This is a genomic window from Oceanihabitans sp. 2_MG-2023, from assembly GCF_030547245.1.
Lineage (GTDB): Bacteria > Bacteroidota > Bacteroidia > Flavobacteriales > Flavobacteriaceae > Oceanihabitans.
The window spans coordinates 90,006-109,527 of record NZ_JAUOQT010000006.1 but is presented as its reverse complement, the minus strand read 5'-3'; the positions used below and the strand labels follow the sequence as shown (position 1 = coordinate 109,527).

At 33.7% G+C, this 19,522-nt stretch carries 30 protein-coding genes; 2 read left to right on the top strand and 28 right to left on the bottom strand.

The window, feature by feature from the left end:
* Positions 1-20: 20 nt before the first annotated feature.
* From rpsM to rpsL, 28 genes are all read right to left on the bottom strand, one after another.
* Complete coding sequence (gene rpsM, locus Q4512_RS13245) at positions 21-395, bottom strand: 30S ribosomal protein S13 (protein ID WP_303425539.1); 375 nt, start codon at positions 393-395, stop codon at positions 21-23.
* A 2-nt stretch (positions 396-397) separates the two neighbouring features.
* Positions 398-514 carry a type B 50S ribosomal protein L36 gene (gene ykgO / locus Q4512_RS13240; protein ID WP_013305171.1) on the bottom strand — a complete coding sequence of 39 codons (117 nt, stop codon included), beginning with the start codon at positions 512-514 and terminating at the stop codon, positions 398-400.
* A gap of 10 nt (positions 515-524) precedes the next feature.
* Positions 525-740, bottom strand: a complete 216-nt coding sequence (gene infA, locus Q4512_RS13235; protein ID WP_007094967.1) for a translation initiation factor IF-1 — start codon at positions 738-740, stop codon at positions 525-527.
* A 10-nt stretch (positions 741-750) separates the two neighbouring features.
* On the bottom strand, positions 751-2,097 hold the full coding sequence (gene secY, locus Q4512_RS13230; protein WP_303425538.1) for a preprotein translocase subunit SecY: 1,347 nt from the start codon (positions 2,095-2,097) through the stop codon (positions 751-753).
* A gap of 13 nt (positions 2,098-2,110) precedes the next feature.
* Positions 2,111-2,563, bottom strand: a complete 453-nt coding sequence (rplO, locus tag Q4512_RS13225; protein WP_303425537.1) for a 50S ribosomal protein L15 — start codon at positions 2,561-2,563, stop codon at positions 2,111-2,113.
* 14 nt (positions 2,564-2,577) lie between these two features.
* Positions 2,578-2,760 carry a 50S ribosomal protein L30 gene (gene rpmD, locus Q4512_RS13220; RefSeq protein WP_215966978.1) on the bottom strand — a complete coding sequence of 61 codons (183 nt, stop codon included), beginning with the start codon at positions 2,758-2,760 and terminating at the stop codon, positions 2,578-2,580.
* A gap of 12 nt (positions 2,761-2,772) precedes the next feature.
* Positions 2,773-3,297, bottom strand: coding sequence for a 30S ribosomal protein S5 (rpsE, locus tag Q4512_RS13215; RefSeq protein ID WP_303425535.1), 525 nt, complete (start codon positions 3,295-3,297; stop codon positions 2,773-2,775).
* Positions 3,298-3,303: 6 nt separating this feature from the next.
* The gene (gene rplR / locus Q4512_RS13210; protein WP_303425534.1) at positions 3,304-3,660 is read right to left on the bottom strand and encodes a 50S ribosomal protein L18; all 357 of its coding nucleotides are present in this window, start codon (positions 3,658-3,660) and stop codon (positions 3,304-3,306) included.
* Positions 3,661-3,670: 10 nt separating this feature from the next.
* Positions 3,671-4,213 (bottom strand): 50S ribosomal protein L6, encoded by a 543-nt coding sequence (gene rplF, locus Q4512_RS13205; protein ID WP_303425533.1) that lies wholly within the window; start codon positions 4,211-4,213, stop codon positions 3,671-3,673.
* Positions 4,214-4,230: 17 nt separating this feature from the next.
* Positions 4,231-4,629: a 30S ribosomal protein S8 gene (rpsH, locus tag Q4512_RS13200; RefSeq protein WP_303425531.1), complete on the bottom strand. Its 399-nt coding sequence runs from the start codon at positions 4,627-4,629 to the stop codon at positions 4,231-4,233.
* Positions 4,630-4,697: 68 nt separating this feature from the next.
* The gene (gene rpsN / locus Q4512_RS13195) at positions 4,698-4,967 is read right to left on the bottom strand and encodes a 30S ribosomal protein S14 (RefSeq protein ID WP_034043320.1); all 270 of its coding nucleotides are present in this window, start codon (positions 4,965-4,967) and stop codon (positions 4,698-4,700) included.
* 3 nt (positions 4,968-4,970) lie between these two features.
* Positions 4,971-5,522 (bottom strand): 50S ribosomal protein L5, encoded by a 552-nt coding sequence (gene rplE / locus Q4512_RS13190; protein ID WP_303425527.1) that lies wholly within the window; start codon positions 5,520-5,522, stop codon positions 4,971-4,973.
* Between the two features lie 2 nt (positions 5,523-5,524).
* Entirely contained in the window at positions 5,525-5,836 is a 312-nt protein-coding gene (gene rplX, locus Q4512_RS13185) for a 50S ribosomal protein L24 (protein ID WP_303425524.1), read from the bottom strand.
* Positions 5,837-5,849: 13 nt separating this feature from the next.
* On the bottom strand, positions 5,850-6,218 hold the full coding sequence (gene rplN, locus Q4512_RS13180) for a 50S ribosomal protein L14 (protein ID WP_183486600.1): 369 nt from the start codon (positions 6,216-6,218) through the stop codon (positions 5,850-5,852).
* A 2-nt stretch (positions 6,219-6,220) separates the two neighbouring features.
* Complete coding sequence (gene rpsQ, locus Q4512_RS13175; RefSeq protein WP_013869035.1) at positions 6,221-6,478, bottom strand: 30S ribosomal protein S17; 258 nt, start codon at positions 6,476-6,478, stop codon at positions 6,221-6,223.
* A gap of 13 nt (positions 6,479-6,491) precedes the next feature.
* The gene (gene rpmC / locus Q4512_RS13170; protein WP_215967034.1) at positions 6,492-6,683 is read right to left on the bottom strand and encodes a 50S ribosomal protein L29; all 192 of its coding nucleotides are present in this window, start codon (positions 6,681-6,683) and stop codon (positions 6,492-6,494) included.
* 12 nt (positions 6,684-6,695) lie between these two features.
* On the bottom strand, positions 6,696-7,115 hold the full coding sequence (gene rplP / locus Q4512_RS13165; RefSeq protein WP_055442878.1) for a 50S ribosomal protein L16: 420 nt from the start codon (positions 7,113-7,115) through the stop codon (positions 6,696-6,698).
* Between the two features lie 20 nt (positions 7,116-7,135).
* The gene (rpsC, locus tag Q4512_RS13160) at positions 7,136-7,858 is read right to left on the bottom strand and encodes a 30S ribosomal protein S3 (RefSeq protein WP_215966971.1); all 723 of its coding nucleotides are present in this window, start codon (positions 7,856-7,858) and stop codon (positions 7,136-7,138) included.
* A 7-nt stretch (positions 7,859-7,865) separates the two neighbouring features.
* Positions 7,866-8,273 (bottom strand): 50S ribosomal protein L22, encoded by a 408-nt coding sequence (rplV, locus tag Q4512_RS13155; RefSeq protein ID WP_303425513.1) that lies wholly within the window; start codon positions 8,271-8,273, stop codon positions 7,866-7,868.
* A gap of 4 nt (positions 8,274-8,277) precedes the next feature.
* The gene (gene rpsS / locus Q4512_RS13150; RefSeq protein WP_072349809.1) at positions 8,278-8,556 is read right to left on the bottom strand and encodes a 30S ribosomal protein S19; all 279 of its coding nucleotides are present in this window, start codon (positions 8,554-8,556) and stop codon (positions 8,278-8,280) included.
* Between the two features lie 3 nt (positions 8,557-8,559).
* Complete coding sequence (gene rplB, locus Q4512_RS13145; protein ID WP_303425508.1) at positions 8,560-9,384, bottom strand: 50S ribosomal protein L2; 825 nt, start codon at positions 9,382-9,384, stop codon at positions 8,560-8,562.
* Between the two features lie 10 nt (positions 9,385-9,394).
* Positions 9,395-9,685 (bottom strand): 50S ribosomal protein L23, encoded by a 291-nt coding sequence (gene rplW, locus Q4512_RS13140; protein WP_055442882.1) that lies wholly within the window; start codon positions 9,683-9,685, stop codon positions 9,395-9,397.
* Positions 9,686-9,692: 7 nt separating this feature from the next.
* Positions 9,693-10,322 (bottom strand): 50S ribosomal protein L4, encoded by a 630-nt coding sequence (gene rplD / locus Q4512_RS13135; RefSeq protein ID WP_303425504.1) that lies wholly within the window; start codon positions 10,320-10,322, stop codon positions 9,693-9,695.
* Complete coding sequence (rplC, locus tag Q4512_RS13130) at positions 10,322-10,939, bottom strand: 50S ribosomal protein L3 (protein ID WP_303425502.1); 618 nt, start codon at positions 10,937-10,939, stop codon at positions 10,322-10,324. The genes rplD and rplC overlap by 1 nt, the downstream gene beginning before the upstream one ends.
* A 119-nt stretch (positions 10,940-11,058) precedes the next feature.
* On the bottom strand, positions 11,059-11,364 hold the full coding sequence (gene rpsJ, locus Q4512_RS13125) for a 30S ribosomal protein S10 (protein ID WP_010181931.1): 306 nt from the start codon (positions 11,362-11,364) through the stop codon (positions 11,059-11,061).
* Positions 11,365-11,376: 12 nt separating this feature from the next.
* Complete coding sequence (fusA, locus tag Q4512_RS13120) at positions 11,377-13,503, bottom strand: elongation factor G (protein ID WP_303425499.1); 2,127 nt, start codon at positions 13,501-13,503, stop codon at positions 11,377-11,379.
* A 6-nt stretch (positions 13,504-13,509) separates the two neighbouring features.
* Complete coding sequence (gene rpsG, locus Q4512_RS13115) at positions 13,510-13,986, bottom strand: 30S ribosomal protein S7 (protein WP_303425496.1); 477 nt, start codon at positions 13,984-13,986, stop codon at positions 13,510-13,512.
* 21 nt (positions 13,987-14,007) lie between these two features.
* Positions 14,008-14,382 carry a 30S ribosomal protein S12 gene (gene rpsL, locus Q4512_RS13110; RefSeq protein WP_008269190.1) on the bottom strand — a complete coding sequence of 125 codons (375 nt, stop codon included), beginning with the start codon at positions 14,380-14,382 and terminating at the stop codon, positions 14,008-14,010.
* A gap of 181 nt (positions 14,383-14,563) precedes the next feature.
* Between rpsL and Q4512_RS13105 the strand changes: the two genes are divergently transcribed.
* Together Q4512_RS13105 and Q4512_RS13100 are read left to right on the top strand one after the other, a co-directional pair.
* A complete protein-coding gene (locus tag Q4512_RS13105) occupies positions 14,564-16,258 on the top strand; it encodes a POTRA domain-containing protein (protein WP_303425493.1) in 1,695 nt (564 codons plus the stop codon).
* A gap of 120 nt (positions 16,259-16,378) precedes the next feature.
* Positions 16,379-19,516: a SusC/RagA family TonB-linked outer membrane protein gene (locus Q4512_RS13100; RefSeq protein WP_303425491.1), complete on the top strand. Its 3,138-nt coding sequence runs from the start codon at positions 16,379-16,381 to the stop codon at positions 19,514-19,516.
* The last annotated feature ends 6 nt before the right edge of the window (positions 19,517-19,522 follow it).

The window sequence follows — 19,522 nt, the reverse complement described above, 5'->3', positions numbered from 1 at the left end:
AAAGACTAAAGACTATGTTATTATTTAGTTGCTTTTTTCTTGTTAGCAACAGTTTTTCTTCTACCTTTTCTAGTTCTAGAGTTGTTTTTAGTACGTTGTCCTCTTAATGGAAGACCAGATCTATGACGAATACCTCTGTAACATCCAATATCCATTAATCGCTTAATGTTTAATTGTGTTTCAGAACGTAATTCACCTTCAATTGTATACGAACCTACAGCATCACGAATGGCTGCTATTTGGTCATCGTTCCAATCTTGAACTTTAATACTTTCATCAACTTTAGCTGAAGCTAAAATTTCTTTTGATCTGCTTCTACCTACTCCGTAGATATAAGTTAGAGAGATTACTCCTCTTTTCTGTTTTGGTATGTCTACACCTGCAATTCTTGCCATAATTACCCTTGTCTTTGTTTGAATCTAGGATTCTTTTTGTTAATCACGTAAAGTCTACCTTTTCTACGCACTATTTTGCAATCTGCGCTTCTTTTTTTAACTGATGCTCTTACTTTCATCGTATTGGTATTAGTATCTATAAGTTATACGAGCCTTCGTTAAATCGTAAGGACTCATTTCTAATTTTACTTTATCTCCTGGTAATAATTTAATATAATGCATACGCATTTTACCGGAAATGTGTGCAGTCACAATGTGACCATTTTCTAATTCAACACGAAACATAGCATTTGATAATGCTTCAATAATTGTTCCGTCTTGTTCTATTGCTGCTTGTTTTGCCATAGTATATAAATTAAGCTACTGCTTTTCTATTTTTACCAGTTTTCATCAAGCCGTCATAGTGTCTATTTAACAAGTAAGAATTTACTTGCTGCATAGTATCAATTGCAACTCCAACCATAATTAATAGTGATGTTCCACCAAAAAATAAAGCCCAACCAGATTGTACATTCATTAGCTTAACTATAAATGCTGGGAACACAGCAATAAGTGCTAAAAATATAGAACCAGGTAATGTGATTTGCGACATGATTTTATCTAAATATTCTGATGTTTCAGATCCAGGGCGTATGCCAGGAATAAATCCTCCACTACGTTTTAGATCATCTGCCATCTTATTTGTTGGTACTGTAATTGCAGTATAAAAATATGTAAATATAATAATTAATAAAGCAAATATTAAGTTATACCAAAAGCCAAACATATCTGAAAAATTAGTTTGCATCCATTGTCCAGCCGAAGTATCTTTTAAGAACGAAGAACTACCTATTAAACCTGGCACAAACATAATTGCTTGTGCAAATATAATTGGCATTACTCCTGAGGCATTAAGCTTTAATGGAATAAACTGTCTTGCACCACCAAATACGTTTTTCTCGTATCCTCCAGATGCAGTTCTTCTTGCATATTGTACTGCTATTTTTCTAACAGCCATTACTAACATGATACATGCTGCAATAATTGCTAACCAAATTACTAGTTCAAAAAGAATTAACATTACATTATTACCTTCTAATCTAGAAGAAGCGTTTAATAAGAAGTTTTTAGGCAAGGTTGCTATTATACCAACCATAATTAATAAGGAAATACCATTACCAATACCTTTATCTGTAATCTTCTCACCTAACCACATTGCAAAAATACATCCTGTTACTAAAATAATAACAGAAGAAAAATAAAATAAACCTCCTTGGCCTAATAAAAAGGCTGATTGAGGAATTCCTAAAGCTGGTAAGCTAGCTAGATATCCAGGAGCTTGTACCAAACATATTGCAATAGTTAACCAACGTGTTATTTGCGTGATTTTCTTTTGTCCACTTGCTCCTTCTTTTTGTAGTTTTTGTAAATAAGGAATAGCTATTCCCATTAATTGTACTACAATCGAAGCAGAAATGTAAGGCATGATACCAAGAGCAAAAACAGAAGCATTAGCAAATGCTCCTCCTGTAAATGCATTTAACAAACCTAATAAACCATCTTCAGTATTACCTTGTATACCTTCTAATTGTGAAGCATCAATACCTGGAAGTACTACCTGTGCTCCAAAACGATATACCAAGAGTAAACCTAATGTTAAGATTATACGGTTTCTTAGTTCTTCAATTTTCCAAACATTCTTTAATGTCTCTATAAATTTCATGCTTCTTAATTAATTATAAAGTTACTGCTTCTCCTCCAGCTGCTTCTATAGCTGCTTTTGCAGTTGCTGTAAATTTATGAGCTGTTACTGTTAATTTAGATTTTAATTCACCACGTCCTAATATTTTTACTAACTCATTTTTGCCAGCTAAACGTAATGCTATCATTGTATCTAAATCAAGAGTATCTTTAATTACTTTGTCGTCAATTAACTGTTGTAGTTTATCTAAGTTTATACCTTGATATTCTTTACGGTTAATATTAGTAAAACCAAATTTAGGTACACGACGTTGGATAGGCATTTGACCTCCTTCAAAACCAACTTTTTTCGAGTAACCAGAACGAGATTTAGCACCTTTGTGACCACGTGTTGCAGTACCACCTTTTCCAGTACCTTGACCACGACCTATTCGTTTACCTTGATTTTTTACTGAACCCTCTGCAGGTTTTAAATTACTTAAATCCATTTGTAAGTGTTATATTATTTTGCTTCTTCAACAGAAACTAAATGTGAAACTTTAGCAACCATACCAAGGATATTTGGTGTGGCATCGTGCTCTACTACTTGACCAATCTTTTTAAGACCAAGAGCTTCTAAAGTTCTCTTTTGTCTTTGCGTACGATTGATTGCACTCTTTACTTTTTTTACTTTTATCTTTGCCATCGTTTTCCTTTATTATCCTTTAAAAACTTTTTCAAGAGAAACTCCTCTATCACGAGCAATTGTTCTTGCATCTCTTAATTGTAATAAAGCATCAAATGTTGCTTTTACTACGTTATGAGGGTTTGATGAACCTTGAGATTTTGATAATACATCATGTACTCCAACTGCCTCAAGAACTGTTCTTACAGCTCCTCCAGCAATTACTCCTGTACCAGGAGCTGCAGGAATGATGTTTACTCTTGCTCCACCAAATTTTCCTTTTTGTCCGTGTGGTAAAGTACTTTTTATTAAAGGAATACGTACTAGGTTTTTCTTTGCGTCTTCTACTGCTTTTGCAATTGCACTAGCAACGTCTTTAGATTTTCCTAAACCGTGTCCTACTACACCCGCTTCATCACCAACCACTACGATTGCTGAAAAACCAAATGCTCTACCACCTTTAGTTACTTTAGTAACTCTTTGTACTCCAACTAAACGATCTTTAAGATCTAATCCACTTGGTTTTACTAGCTCTGCGCTTTTGTATTTTTGATACATAATTTCTTAGAATTTAAGTCCTGCTTCTCTAGCTCCTTCAGCTAATGATTTTACTCTACCATGATATAAATAACCACCTCTGTCAAAAGAGATTGTATTAATACCAGCTTTTATTGCTTTTTCGGCCACAGATTTACCTACTAATGTAGCTACTTCTGTTTTATTACCTTTAGCAGAACTAATGTCTTTATCTCTTGAAGATGCAGCACTGATAGTTTTACCAGTTACATCATCAACTATTTGAGCATAAATTTCTTTATTACTTCTAAAAACAGATAATCTTGGTCTTGTTTCTGTACCAGATACAGTCTTACGAATTCTGTTTTTTATTCTTATTCTTCTTTCGAATTTTGATAGTGCCATAACTTATTTATTAAGCTGATTTACCTGCTTTTCTTCTTAATACTTCTCCTACAAACTTAACTCCTTTACCTTTGTAAGGTTCTGGTCTACGGAAGCCACGTATTTTTGCAGCTACCTGTCCAACAAGTTGTTTGTCGTGAGATGTTAATTTTATTATTGGATTTTTTCCTTTATCTGAAACTGTTTCAATTTTAACTTCAGGAGCTATATCCAATACTATGTTATGCGAAAAACCTAAAGCTAAATCTAACTTTTGCCCTTGGTTTGATGCTCTATAACCTACACCTACTAACTCTAACTGTTTAGTCCATCCTTTAGATACACCTTCAATCATATTATGCATCAATGATCTATATAAACCATGTTTTGCTTTTTGATCTTTAGAGTCTGAAGAACGAGTAACCATAACGTTACCATCTTCTACTTTGATTTCTATAGTATCAAAGTTTTGTGTTAATTCTCCTAATTTACCTTTTACAGTAACAACATTATCTTTAATGTCTACTGTTACGCCTTCTGGAATGGCTACTGGATTATTTCCTATTCTTGACATTTCTTTTGGGCTTTAAATTAGTAAACGTAACAAAGTACTTCACCACCTACATTATCTCTTTGTGCTTGCTTACCTGTCATTACTCCATGAGAAGTAGAAACTATGGCAATACCAAGACCGTTTAAGATTCTAGGCAATTCTTTTGAACTTGCATACTTACGTAAACCTGGTTTACTGATTCTTTGAATTTTCTTAATTACTGGTTCTTTTGTTTCTTTATTGTACTTAAGGGCAATTTTAATTGTTCCTTGTACAGAAGAATCATCAAACTTGTAACTTAAAATATATCCTTGATCGAATAATATTTTAGTAATTTCTTTTTTCAAGTTAGAAGCAGGTATTTCCACCACTCTGTGGTTTGCTCTTACCGCATTTCGAACTCTAGTTAAATAATCCGCTATTGGATCTGTATACATAACTAATTGATTTTGTGATCTTGGTTTTCAACGTTGGTGTTGAACCTAAAATCTGATTATATTTAATTTTACCAACTTGCTTTTCTAACACCTGGGATTAAGCCTTGATTTGCCATTTCTCTAAATGTAACACGAGAGATACCAAATGTACGCATGTAACCTTTTGGTCTTCCTGTTAATTTACATCTATTGTGCATACGCACTGGCGAAGCATTTTTAGGTAACTTTTGTAATGCTTCATAATCTCCAGCTTCTTTTAAAGCTTTACGTTTTTCAGCATATTTTGCTACTGTTTTTGCTCTTTTAACCTCGCGGGCTTTCATTGATTCTTTAGCCATAACTTAGTTCTTTTTAAAAGGTAATCCTAGTTCTGTTAATAATGATTTTGCTTCTTTGTCAGTTTCGGCAGAAGTTACAAATGTGATATCCATTCCTGAGATTTTATTTACCTTATCGATATTAATCTCTGGGAAGATAATTTGTTCAACAACTCCTAAGTTGTAGTTACCTCTTCCGTCAAATCCTGTAGCTTTAATTCCGTTAAAATCTCTTACACGTGGTAAGGCAATTGTTATTAAACGGTCTAAAAACTCATACATTCTTTCTCCACGTAAAGTTACTTTAGCGCCAATTGGCATTCCTTTACGTAATTTAAAAGTAGCAACATCCTTTTTAGATATTGTTGCTATCGCTTTTTGTCCAGTTATAGTTGTCAATTCTTCTAACGCGTAGTCGATTAACTTTTTATCTGCTACTGCTGCACCAACTCCTTTAGATAAAACTATCTTTTTAAGTTTTGGTACTTGCATTACATTTTTATAACTAAATTCTTCTGTAAGAGCAGCAACTATTTTGCTATTATACTCTTCTTTAAGTCTAGGTGAATATGCCATAACTATATTACTTCATTAGATTTTTTTGAAAATCTTACTTTCTTATCGCCTTCCATTCTATAACCTACTCTTGTTGTTTCTCCTTTAGAAGTTAACAACGATAAGTTAGATATTTGAATAGCAGCTTCTTTTTCTACGATTCCACCTTGAGGGCTTTGTGCACTTGGTTTAGTATGTTTCTTAACCATGTTTATACCTTCAACGATCGCTTTGTTCTTATCGATTAATACTTTAAGTACTTTTCCTTCTGATCCTTTATGATCTCCAGCAATTACTTTTACTGTATCTCCTGATTTTATTTTAAGCTTTGTCATCTTTATAAATGTATTAAAGCACTTCTGGTGCTAATGATACAATTTTCATGAATTGTTTATCACGAAGTTCTCTAGCAACAGGTCCAAATACACGTGTTCCTCTCATTTCACCCGTTGGGTTTAAAAGCACACAAGCATTGTCGTCAAATCTTATATAAGATCCGTCTGGACGTCTTACTTCTTTTTTAGTACGTACTACAACTGCAGTAGAAACAGCTCCTTTTTTAATGTTTCCATTAGGAGTTGCGTCTTTTACTGTAACAACTATTTTGTCACCTACAGATGCGTATCTTCTTTTTGTACCACCTAGAACACGAATGGTTAAAACCTCTTTTGCTCCAGTGTTATCAGCTACCTTTAATCTTGATTCTGTTTGTACCATAATTATTTAGCTCTTTCTATTATTTCAACTAATCTCCAACATTTAGATTTAGATAAAGGTCTTGTTTCCATGATCTTTACTGTATCTCCAATGTTACAGTCGTTTGTTTCGTCGTGTGCAACATATTTCTTTGTTTTTAACACGAACTTACCATACATAGGGTGTTTTACTTTTTTTACTTCGGCAACAACGATTGATTTCATCATTTTGTTACTAGTAACTACACCTATACGTTCTTTTCTTAAGTTTCTTTTTTCCATCTTTTCAGCTGAATTATTGTAATTCTCTTTTAGTTAATTCAGTCGCAATTCTAGCTACAGCTCTTCTTACAGAACGTAACTGTATTGGATTCTCTAAAGGAGATACTACATGAGCCATTTTAAGGTCTGAATAACTTCTTCTAGTCTCACTAAGTTTCTCTTGTAACTCAGCAGTAGATAATTCTTTAATTTCTGATTGTTTCATCATCTTAAATTATTATGCTTGATAATCTCTAGCAATTACAAACTTAGTTTTTACTGGTAGTTTTTGTGCTGCTAAACGTAAAGCTTCTTGCGCTACTTCTAATGGCACTCCACCGATTTCGAATAAGATTCTTCCTGGTTTAACTACTGCTGCCCAATATTCTACAGCACCTTTACCTTTACCCATACGTACTTCAAGAGGTTTCTTTGTGATTGGTTTATCTGGAAAGATTTTAATCCACAATGATCCTTCTCTTTTCATGTAACGAGTAGCAGCAATACGTGCAGCTTCAATTTGACGTGAAGTTAAAAAGTTTGAATCTAATGATTTTATTCCAAAAGTACCGTATGATAATTGGTGACCTCTACCAGAGTTCCCCTTCATACGTCCCTTTTGCATTTTTCTAAATTTTGTTCTTTTAGGCTGTAACATTTTGTCTTTTCTTTAAAAAATTACTTTCTACGACGAGATTGATTCTTATTATCTCTTCCGCCTCTTCCACCTTTTCCTTGCTTCTTAGATAATCCAACAAGCGGAGAAAGTTCTCTTTTACCATATACTTCGCCTTTCATGATCCATACTTTCACACCTAATCTACCATAAGTAGTATGTGCCTCAACTAAAGCATAGTCAATATCAGCTCTAAAGGTTGATAAAGGAATACGTCCTTCTTTGTAGTGTTCACTACGTGCCATTTCAGCACCATTTAAACGACCACTAATTTGGATTTTAATTCCTTCAGCATTCATTCGCATTGTAGCAGCAATTGCCATTTTGATAGCACGTCTATATGAAATTCTATTTTCAATTTGACGAGCAATACTAGATCCTACTAAAAATGCGTCAAGTTCTGGTCTTTTGATTTCAAATATATTTATTTGAACCTCTTTACCTGTAATCTTTTTAAGCTCTTCTTTTAACTTGTCTACCTCTTGTCCACCTTTTCCGATAATAATACCAGGTCTAGCTGTAGTGATAGTAACGGTTACAAGTTTTAAAGTTCTTTCAATGATTACTCTTGAAACACTAGCTTTAGATAAACGTGCATGAACGTATTTTCTGATCTTATCGTCTTCGGCAAGCTTATCACCATAATCGTTTCCTCCGTACCAGTTAGATTCCCATCCTCTGATAATTCCTAAGCGATTTCCGATTGGATTTGTTTTTTGTCCCATATCTATCTTAGCTTTGTGTATTATTGTTAGCCCCTACCACTAATGTTACGTGGTTTGAACGTTTTCTTATTCTGTGTGCACGACCTTGAGGTGCTGGACGCAATCTTTTTAACATTGCTCCTCCATCTACTCTAATTTCTTTAACAAATAGTTCAGCCTCTTCAATGCTAGCATCTTCGTTTTTAGCTTGCCAGTTTGCAATTGCAGACAATAACAATTTCTCTAAACGATTTGAAGCTTCTTTTTGACTAAACTTTAAAATGTTAAGTGCTTTTTCTACGCGTTCACCTCTTACTAAATCGGCTACTAAACGCATTTTTCTTGGTGATGTAGGACAATTATTAAGTTTTGCAAAAGCGATTTCCTTTTTTGCTTCCTTAATAGCGTCTGCCATTTGTTTTTTACGACTTCCCATAGCTCTACTTTTTACCTTTATTTTTAGCACCAGCGTGACCTCTAAATGATCTTGTTGGTGAAAATTCTCCTAACTTATGTCCTACCATGTTTTCAGTTACGTAAACTGGCACAAATTGACGACCGTTATGTACAGCTATTGTTTGTCCAACAAAGTCTGGAGTAATCATACTTGCTCTTGACCAAGTTTTGATTACTGTCTTTTTGTTTGCTTCTACGTTAGCTGCAACTTTCTTTTCTAATTTATAATGAACGTAAGGTCCTTTTTTTAATGATCTTGACATGTCTTATTTCTTTCTACGTTCTACAATATATTTATTACTCGCTTTTGTTTTAGAACGGGTTCTATAACCTTTAGCAGGTATACCATTTCTAGAACGAGGATGACCACCAGAAGATTTTCCTTCTCCACCACCCATTGGATGATCAACAGGATTCATTACTACTGGTCTAGTACGCGGACGTCTACCTAACCATCTTGTTCTACCTGCTTTACCAGAAACTAACAATTGATGATCGGAGTTAGAAACAACTCCTATTGTAGCCATACATGTTACTAACACTAAACGTGTTTCACCTGATGGTAATTTTACAGTTGCAAATCTACCATCTCTTGCCATTAATTGAGCAAAGGCACCAGCACTTCGAGCCATAACAGCTCCTTGACCTGGACGCAACTCTAAACAAGAAATAATAGTACCTAGCGGTATATTACTTAGTGGCATAGCATTTCCTATTTCCGGACCTGCTGTGTCACCTGACACTACTGTTTGACCTACTTGTAAGCCATTTTGAGCAATAATGTATCTCTTCTCGCCATCTTGATAATTCAATAAAGCGATGAATGCAGTTCTATTTGGATCGTATTGAATAGACATAACTTCACCAGGAACTCCTGCTTTATCACGTTTAAAATCGATAATACGATACTTTCTTTTATGACCTCCACCTATATAGCGCATGGTCATTCTTCCTTGACTGTTTCTACCACCAGACCTTTTATTCGGAGCTAATAAACTTTTCTCCGGCTTATCAGTAGTAATGGCGTCAAATCCATTAACTACTCTAAATCGCTGTCCTGGTGTGATTGGTTTTAATTTTCTTACTGACATTTGTCTTTAATTACATGTTAGTGTATAAATCAATTATCTCACCTTCCGCCAGTTGTACAATTGCTTTTTTAACTGCATTTGTTTTACCATGTTGAATACCAGTTTTTGTAAACTTAGTACTTCTATCTGGACGGACATTTATAGTACGAACTTTTTCAACAGAAACTCCATAAGCAGCTTCCACCGCTTTTTTAATTTCTACCTTGTTCGCCTTTGTATTCACTTGAAAAGTATAGCAGTTGTTTAACTCGCTATTTGCTGTCGCTTTTTCTGTGATTATCGGTTTAATTAAGATATTCATTTGTTTCTTATTTACTTAAATTCGTTTCAATTCCTTCTAAAGAACTCTCTAAAAGAACTACTTGATTTGCATTTAAAATCTTGTAAGTGCTTAATTCTGAGTTAATTATCACTTCAGAGCCTTTTAAATTGCGTGACGACAAATATACATTATTATTTGATGCACCCAACACAAACAGTGATTTTTTGTTTTCTAACCCTAAAGCTTTTAAAACTGCAGTGAAATTTTTAGTCTTAGGAGTATCGAAATTTAAATCTTCGATTACTACTATTGACTTCTCACTAGCCTTTATACTTAAAGCTGATTTACGTGCTAAACGCTTCAGGTTTTTATTTAATTTAAAGCTATAGTTTCTTGGTCTTGGACCGAACATACGACCTCCTCCTCTAAAAACTCCAGACTTAATAGATCCAGCTCTTGCTGTACCTGTTCCTTTTTGCTTTTTAATCTTACGTGTACTTCCAGTAATCTCCGCTCTTTCTTTAGCTTTGTGAGTACCTTGTCTTTGGTTTGCTAAGTATTGCTTAACATCCAAATATACAGCATGATTATTAGGTTCAATAGCAAACACATCTTTAGAAAGGTCTACCTTTCTACCTGTGTCTTTTCCGTTAATATCTACAACTGCTACTTTCATTATTTTCTAATAATTACATAAGCGTTTTTATGACCAGGAACACATCCTTTAACCACAAGTAGATTCTTATCAGTAACTACTTTTAAAACTCTTAAATTTTGAACTTTTACTGTGTCTCCACCCATTCTACCTGCCATTTTCATTCCTTTGAATACTCTCGCAGGATATGAAGCAGCACCAATAGAACCAGGAGCTCTTAAACGGTTATGTTGACCATGCGTTGCTTGACCAACTCCACCAAATCCATGACGTTTTACAACCCCTTGAAATCCTTTACCTTTTGAAGTTCCAGCTATATCCACAAACTCACCTTCTGTAAAGTGATCTACTGTTATAGCATCTCCTAATTTGTACTCCGCATCAAAACCTTGAAATTCAACGATTTTACGCTTAACAGAAGTACCCGCTTTTTTAGCATGACCTAAGTCAGCTTTTGTAGCGCTTTTTTCTGTCGCGTCATCGAAACCAAGTTGAATGGCTTCATAACCATCCACTTCTTCAGTTCTGACTTGGGTAACGATACATGGTCCAGCTTCGATTACTGTACATGGAATGTTCTTTCCATTTTCATCAAAGATGCTGGTCATACCGATTTTCTTTCCAATTAACCCAGACATATTATTATTTATTTATTTGTTACTATTTATTAAAAAACAAGGCTGAAAATACGTTTCAGCCTTGAATTGTATTTTTACCGTTTTTCCTTAACCATCGTTAAGGACATGTAAGTTTAAACTTAAACTTTGATCTCTACTTCAACACCACTTGGCAACTCTAATTTCATTAGGGCGTCAATTGTTTTAGAAGATGAAGAGTAAATATCTAATAAACGCTTATAAGAGCTTAATTGAAATTGTTCTCTAGACTTCTTGTTTACGTGTGGTGAACGTAATACAGTGAAAATTTTCTTATGTGTTGGTAATGGAATTGGTCCAGTTACTACAGCACCAGTACTTTTTACTGTTTTTACAATCTTTTCAGCAGACTTATCTACTAAGTTATGATCGTAAGACTTTAATTTTATTCTAATTTTTTGACTCATTTTCTTAACTTTTTAAGATTGTTCTCCTTTAGCAGCAGCGATTACTTCCTCAGATATATTCTTAGGAGTTTCAGCATAGTGTGAAAATTCCATTGTTGATGTTGCACGACCTGAAGATAATGTTCTTAATGTAGTTACATATCCAAACATCTCCGATAATGGTACAGTAGCTTTTACAGTTTTTGCACCATTTCTATCCCCCATATCACTTACTTGTCCTCTTCTTCTATTTAAATCTCCTACAATATCACCCATATTTTCTTCTGGAGTGATAACTTCTAGTTTCATGATAGGTTCCATAATTACAGCTTTAGCTGCTTTTGCTACGTTTTTAAAACCTAATTTAGCTGCTAATTCAAAAGATAATTGATCTGAATCGACATCATGATATGAACCATCTTTTAAAGTAATTTTCATAGCATCAACTTCAAAACCTGCTAATGGTCCGTTTACCATTGCTTGTTTAAATCCTTTTTCAATAGAAGGGATAAATTCTTTAGGAACATTACCACCTTTAATTACAGATTCAAACTGTAGTCCAACTTGACCTTCATCTGCTGGTTCAATAGTAAATACGATATCAGCAAATTTTCCACGACCACCAGATTGTTTTTTATAAACTTCTCTATGATCAGCAGAAGCAGTAATTGCTTCTTTATATTCAACCTGAGGTTGCCCTTGATTAACTTCTACTTTAAACTCTCGTTTTAAACGATCTACAATTACATCTAAGTGAAGTTCCCCCATTCCTGAAATAATTGTCTGCCCTGAAGCTTCGTCAGAACGAACTGTAAATGTTGGATCTTCTTCAGCTAATTTAGCTAGTCCCATTCCAAGTTTATCTACATCCGCTTTAGTCTTAGGCTCTACAGCAATACCAATTACTGGATCAGGAAAATCCATAGATTCTAATACAATTGGATGCTCTTGATCTGAAAGTGTATCTCCTGTTTTGATAGATTTAAATCCAACAGCAGCTCCAATATCTCCAGCTTCAATAAAATCAATTGCATTTTGCTTATTTGCATGCATTTGATAAATACGTGAAATACGCTCCTTTTTACCTGAACGGTTATTTAACACATAAGAACCTGCATCTAAACGACCTGAATATGCTCTAAAGAACGCTAAACGTCCTACAAAAGGATCTGTAGCGATTTTAAAAGCTAAAGCAGCGAAAGGCTCCTTTACATCTGGCTTACGTAATTCTTCTTTTCCTGTATCTGGGTTTACACCTACGATACCTTCTTTATCTGTTGGAGAAGGTAAATAACGGCAAACAGCATCTAACAAGAACTGCACTCCTTTATTTTTGAATGCTGAACCACAAATCATAGGAATGATTGCCATATCCATTACAGCAGCTCTAAGTGCAGCATGCACTTCTTCTTCTGTAATAGAATCTTCATCTTCCATGAATTTTTCTAAAAGATTTTCATCATAACTTGCAACTTCTTCAATTAAAAGTGCACGATATTTACGAGCTTCTTCTTTCATATCCTCAGGAATCTCGATAACATCGAAAGTAGCTCCTTGAGTAGCATCATGCCATACAATAGCACGGTTCTTTACTAAATCTATAATACCTTTAAAATCTTCTTCGTCACCAATATTTAAAACGATTGGCACCGCATTAGATTTCAACATATCTTTTACTTGTTGACAAACCCCTAAAAAGTCTGACCCTTGACGGTCCATTTTATTAACGAAACCAATTCTTGGTACTTTATAGTTATCTGCTAATCTCCAGTTAGTTTCAGATTGTGGCTCTACACCATCTACTGCACTAAACAAGAAAACTAAACCATCTAATACACGTAATGATCTATTTACCTCTACAGTAAAATCTACGTGACCAGGAGTATCAATAATATTAAAATGATATCCTTTTGTCTCCGGTGTTGGTTCTCCGTTTTCTATCGGGAATTTCCATGTACAAGTAGTTGCAGCAGAAGTAATTGTAATACCTCTTTCTTGCTCTTGCTCCATCCAGTCCATTGTTGCAGCACCATCATGCACCTCACCAATTTTATGTGAAACTCCTGTATAATAAAGCACACGTTCAGTTGTTGTTGTTTTACCAGCATCAATATGAGCCGCAATACCTATATTTCTTGTATATCTTAAATCTCTTGCCATTTCTTATTAAAATCTAAAGTGAGAGAATGCTTTATTTGCTTCCGCCATTTTATGCGTATCTGTACGTTTTTTTACAGCCGCTCCTTCCTCTTTAGCTGCCGCTAAAACTTCAGATGCTAAACGTTGCGCCATAGATTTCTCGTTTCTTTTACGAGCATAACTAATTAGCCACTTCATTGCTGTTGATACTTTTCTGTCTGGACGGATCTGCATTGGTATTTGAAATGTAGCACCACCTACTCTACGACTACGTACTTCTACGTGAGGCATAACGTTAGATAAAGCGTCTTTCCAAATCTCTAAACCTGTTTTTTCTTCGTCTGTTTTCTTTTCTTCTACAATCGCTATTGCGTCATAAAATACTTTAAAAGCTATAGACTTCTTACCATCCCACATCATCATATTAACGAAACGAGTTACTAACTGGTCGTTAAATTTAGGATCTGGTAAAAGCGGTCTTTTTTTCGCTGCTCTTTTTCTCATGTCTTCTTCTTAAAGTTTAAATTACTTCTTAGGGCGTTTTGCACCATACTTAGATCTACGTTGCGTTCTACCTGCAACACCTGCTGTGTCTAAGGCACCACGAACAATGTGATATCTAACTCCTGGTAAATCTTTTACCCTTCCACCTCTAACCAATACTATCGAGTGCTCTTGTAAATTGTGACCTTCACCGCCAATGTATGCATTAACCTCGTTACCGTTTGTTAAACGAACCCTTGCTACCTTACGCATTGCTGAGTTTGGTTTCTTAGGTGTCGTCGTATAAACACGAGTACACACACCACGTCTTTGTGGACACGAATCTAAAGCAGCCGATTTACTCTTCTTGGTTATTTTGGCTCTTCCTTTTCGTACTAATTGTGAAATTGTTGGCATATATATTATATATAATTTTTTAAATCCTCTTCTTAGAGGGCTGCAAATGTAGGAATTAATTTGAAAAAATCAAACACCAGTACATTAATTTTTCACTAAAATTAAAAATTAGGTTTCAAACTATATTATTACTGTTGTTTTTCCGTTAGATTTACACAATAAAAAAATTGCAATTATTACCGTGTATAAATCATTATTCTTTCTACTTACAATAACTACTTTATTCTATTCGGAAGCAATTAGCCAAAACTTATATTTAAATATTATTGGCGAAACGGATTTGGAAACTTCGGTATTAGACTCTATTTCTTACAAAAAAAGCCATATAGATTTAAATGGAATAACAGACGAACTGGATTCCATTCAAAAAAAACTTTATCAAACAGGCTACATTGAAAATAAATTAAAAGATCTAAAGAAAGAAAATGACTCAACTTACTTAGGGCTTTTTCATTTAAAAAACTTATACAAAGAAATAGATATATATTATAAGGAGGAAATAATCAACAAATCTATTCTTAAACAAATCTCTAATAGTGTAAACGAGGATTATTTTGTTTTACCTTTTAACAACATAGAAACTTCTCTTTATTACATAAACTCAAAAATTAGCGATCTAGGTTTTCCGTTTAGTGAACTGAAACTTGAAAACATTACAATAAAAAACAAAACTTCATTAGAGGCTTCTTTAGTTTTAAAAGAAATCATACAAAAAAGAAGTGTAGACAAAATTATAGTAAAAGGATATGAAAAGTTCCCCAAGTCCTATTTGAAGCATTATTTAAAATTAAAAAAAGGCATCCTTTTTAATCTTTCAGAAATAAAAAATAAAAACGAAGCTTTAAAAGAATTAAAATTTGCCAATCAAATTAAAGATCCTGAAGCACTTTTCACAAAAGATTCCACTATACTATATTTATATGTAGAAAAATCGAAAAGTAATAACTTTGATGGTTTTTTAGGCTTTGGAACGAATGAGACTACTAACAAGATTGATTTTAATGGATATCTTAATTTAAATTTAAATAACAACCTAAACTCGGGTGAGTCTTTTCAACTAATATATAAAAGCGATGAAAATGAACAGAAAACATTTAACGCAAATCTAAATCTACCATATTTATTTAATTCTCCTATTGGGGCAGAAGTAGGATTGCAAATATTTAAGAAAGACTCCTCCTTTACAACGGTAAACCAAATTGCTAAATTATTTTACCAAATAAATCCACAAGCAAGTATTCATTTTGGTTTAAACAGTACAAATTCTAACAATTTATTAGACGAAGAAAATGCACAACCAGAGATACAAGATTACAACTCCAACATGTATAATGTGAAATTTACATTTAGCAAACTTCAAAACAATGTGCTTTTTAACAGAAACCTCTTACTAGCTTTAGAGTTAGGCAATGGTAAGAGGAGCTACTTAAATACATCTGAAAACCAAACGCAATTTTTTATTGATGCGTTTAAAATTTTCAATCTAAACAATAAAAATAGTGCTTATATAAGAATTAATAGTTCCGGCTTGTTTTCTAACAATTATTTAGAAAATGAATTATTTCGGTTTGGTGGCATTAACTCTATTAGAGGTTTTGAAGAAAACAGCCTCACTGCTTCACTTTACGCACTAGCAAACACAGAATACAGATACCAATTAAGCAGCTCCCTATATATTCATTCTATTATAGACTTCTCCTATTTAGAAAATGACCTAACAAATCAAAGGGAAAAATTATATGGATTTGGATTTGGTTTTGGGTTATTAACTAAAGCTGGTTTGCTAAAATTTAATTATGCAAATGGCAAAAGCGAAAATCAAAAATTCCAGTTTTCTAATTCTAAAATTCACTTAAGCTTAACGGCTATTTTTTAGCATATTATTAGGGTTTGAAGCAGGGTTTTGAAAAAAAAATCAAAATTTTAACCAATTATTATTGTTTTATTAACTTTTTATTATGATTTTTGGCATAGACTAATTCAAATAAAATATAAAATGAAAACAAAGTTTAGTGGAATTTTAACGCTATTACTGGCGTTTGTTGTGCAATTTACGTTTGCACAAGAAAAAACAATTTCAGGAACAGTTTCTGATGAAAACGGGTTGCCTCTTCCAACGGCAACAGTAATTATTCAAGGAACTACTACTGGGACATCAACCGATTTTGATGGTAATTATTCAATTACAGCAAAACAAGGAGATGTTTTAATTTTTAGTTATGTTGGTTACGCAAACCAAACTCAATCTGTAGGAGCTTCCAGTAAAGTGGATGTTTCTTTACAACCTGACAATACTTTAGACGAAGTTGTTGTAACAGCTCTTGGTATTAAGAAGGAAGAGAAAGCAATTGGTTACTCTGTTCAAAAAGTAGACGGTGAAGGTCTTACTGAAGCTAGAGAAGGTAACTTAGTAAATGCACTTTCTGGTAAAGCTGCAGGTATCCAAGTTACAAATAGTTCAGGTAGTGTAGGTGCTTCTTCTAGAATTGTACTTAGAGGTAACTCTACGATTACAGGTAACAACCAACCTTTATTTGTTGTTGATGGTGTGCCATTAGATAACTCATCTTATAGTGGTGCGGGTTCTTCAGGTGGAGCTGATTTACCAAATGGAGCTTCTGATATTAACGCAGATGACATTGAATCTATTTCTGTATTAAAGGGACCAAATGCAGCTGCATTATATGGTGTTCGTGGTGCAAATGGAGTTATTGTTATTACAACAAAATCAGGAAGCAATAAAGATGGTTCTTTTTCTGTTAATATAAATTCAAATGCAACTTTCTCTAATCCTTTAAGATTACCAGATTACCAAAATTCATATGGTCAAGGAGCAGATCCTTACTATTTCGAATTTGTTGATGGTGCTAATGGTGGTGTTAATGATGGTGTTGATGAAAGTTGGGGTCCAGCTTTAGATGCAGGATTAGAATTTATCCAATGGGATTCTCAGTTAAATGGAGGTCAAGCTTTACCATGGGTATCGCATCCAGATAACGTTAAAGACTTTTTTGATACAGGTGTAGCTTTAAGCAACAGTATTACTGTAACATCAGGTGGTCAAAAAGGGTCTATGAGATTTTCTTTAGGTAAATCGGAACAAGATGGTATGGTTCCTTTTACAGAATTAAACAGATTAAATCTAGGTTTTAATGGTAAAATGGATTTAGGAAAAAAATTCCATGCTGGAATGTCTGTAAGTTATATTAATACAGTAAGTGATAATTTACCAATTGGTGGTTATACTAATGAAAACCCAATGCAACAATTTATTTGGTCTGCAAGACAAGTTAATTTTTCAGATTTAAAAGATTGGAGAAATTTACCATTAGCAGCAGCAGGTACAGCAGCAGAAGGAACACCTTTAAGCTGGAATGCAAATTTCCAAAACAATCCTTACTGGGTATTAGAAAACAACAGAAACACTTTTGATAAAAATCGTTTTGTTGGTAATATTTTCTTTACTTATGATTTTAACGATAAATTTTCTGTTACAACAAAATATAGTAGAGATCAATATTCTCAATCTGAAAAAAGAATAAAAGCGCAAGGATCTAACGAAAATCCTGATGGTTATTATGCTGAATTCAAAAGAGATTATGACGAAACTAATATTGAGTTATTATTATCTTATAACACAGATTTATCAGAAAACTTTAGCTTTTCTCTAAACGCAGGTACCAACGGAATGAAAAGAAATTATTCTTCTTTAATTGGTGAAGCTGCTCAATTAGAGTTACCTGGATTATATAACTTATCTAATATTCAAACTGGTGCAACTCCAACTTATTTTAATACAACTAGTAACAGACGTATTAATAGTGTATATGGTTTTGGTTCTATTGGATATAAAGATTATTTATTTGTAGAATTCTCTGGAAGAAATGACTGGGCTTCAGTTTTACCTTCTGATAACAACTCATTCTTCTACCCTTCTGTTTCTTTATCTGCTATTGTATCTGATATGGTAGATTTAGAAGGTGCTAAAATAGATTACCTAAAATTAAGAGGTGGTTGGTCTAAAGTAGGTAGTACTGGTGCATTAACACCATACAGCTTAAACCAAACTTATTCTTTAACAAATAATGCTTTTGGAAATTTAGCATCTACACCTAACACAAGGTTTAATGATGATTTAACTCCTGAATCTGTAACTGGTTTTGAAGCTGGTTTAGACTTAAGAATGTTTAAAAGTAAAATTAAATTTAGTGCAACATATTACGATCAGTTAAGTGAAGACTTAATCTTACCTATTCAATTATCAGCTTCTACAGGGCAAACAAGTGCTTGGAAAAATGCTGGTGAAATGTCTAATAAAGGAATCGAATTATCTTTAGGAGCTTCTATTATTGACAATGATAACTTTAAGTTAGGAGTTGATTTAAACTGGGCTAAAAACAAGAACGAAGTTATCTCTTTAGGAGGACTTGATTCTTATATCCTAGGTGGTCAATGGGGTGCTAGATTAGAAGCTAGAACTGGAGAAGCTTATGGTGTTCTTGTAGGAAGAGATTTTGAAAGAAATGACGATGGACAAGTAATTTATGAAAACGGTTTACCTGTTATAGATCAAGAATATAAAGTATTAGGTGATATCGCTCCAGATTGGACAGGTGGTTTCAGCTTAAATATGGAGTACAAAGGTATTACATTAAGTACTTTAATTGATGCTAAAATTGGTGGAGATTTACATAGTATGTCTTACGCTTGGGGTAGATACGCAGGTGTATTAGAAGAAACTCTTGTAGGAAGAGAAACTGGAATCATTGGTAACGGAGTTATGTCTGACGGTAACGGAGGATATGTAACAAATAATGTTGTTGCTCCTGCTAAAGCTTTTAACCAAAGAGCTTTTGGTAACGGTGTAGAAGAAAGTTCAATTTTCGATGCTTCTTACGTTAAATTAAGATCTGTTTCTTTAGGGTATTCATTACCTGCTAATTTATTGAAGAACACTTTTATTACAAATGCTAGATTTGCAGTTGTAGGTAGAAACTTAGCTTTATTATATTCTAATGTTCCTCATATAGATCCTGAAACTGGTTTCAGTAGTGCTAACGGAGAGCAAGGACAAGAATTTGGTCAAATCCCATCTGCTCGTTCAATAGGCTTTAATGTAAACTTATCATTTTAAAAAAAT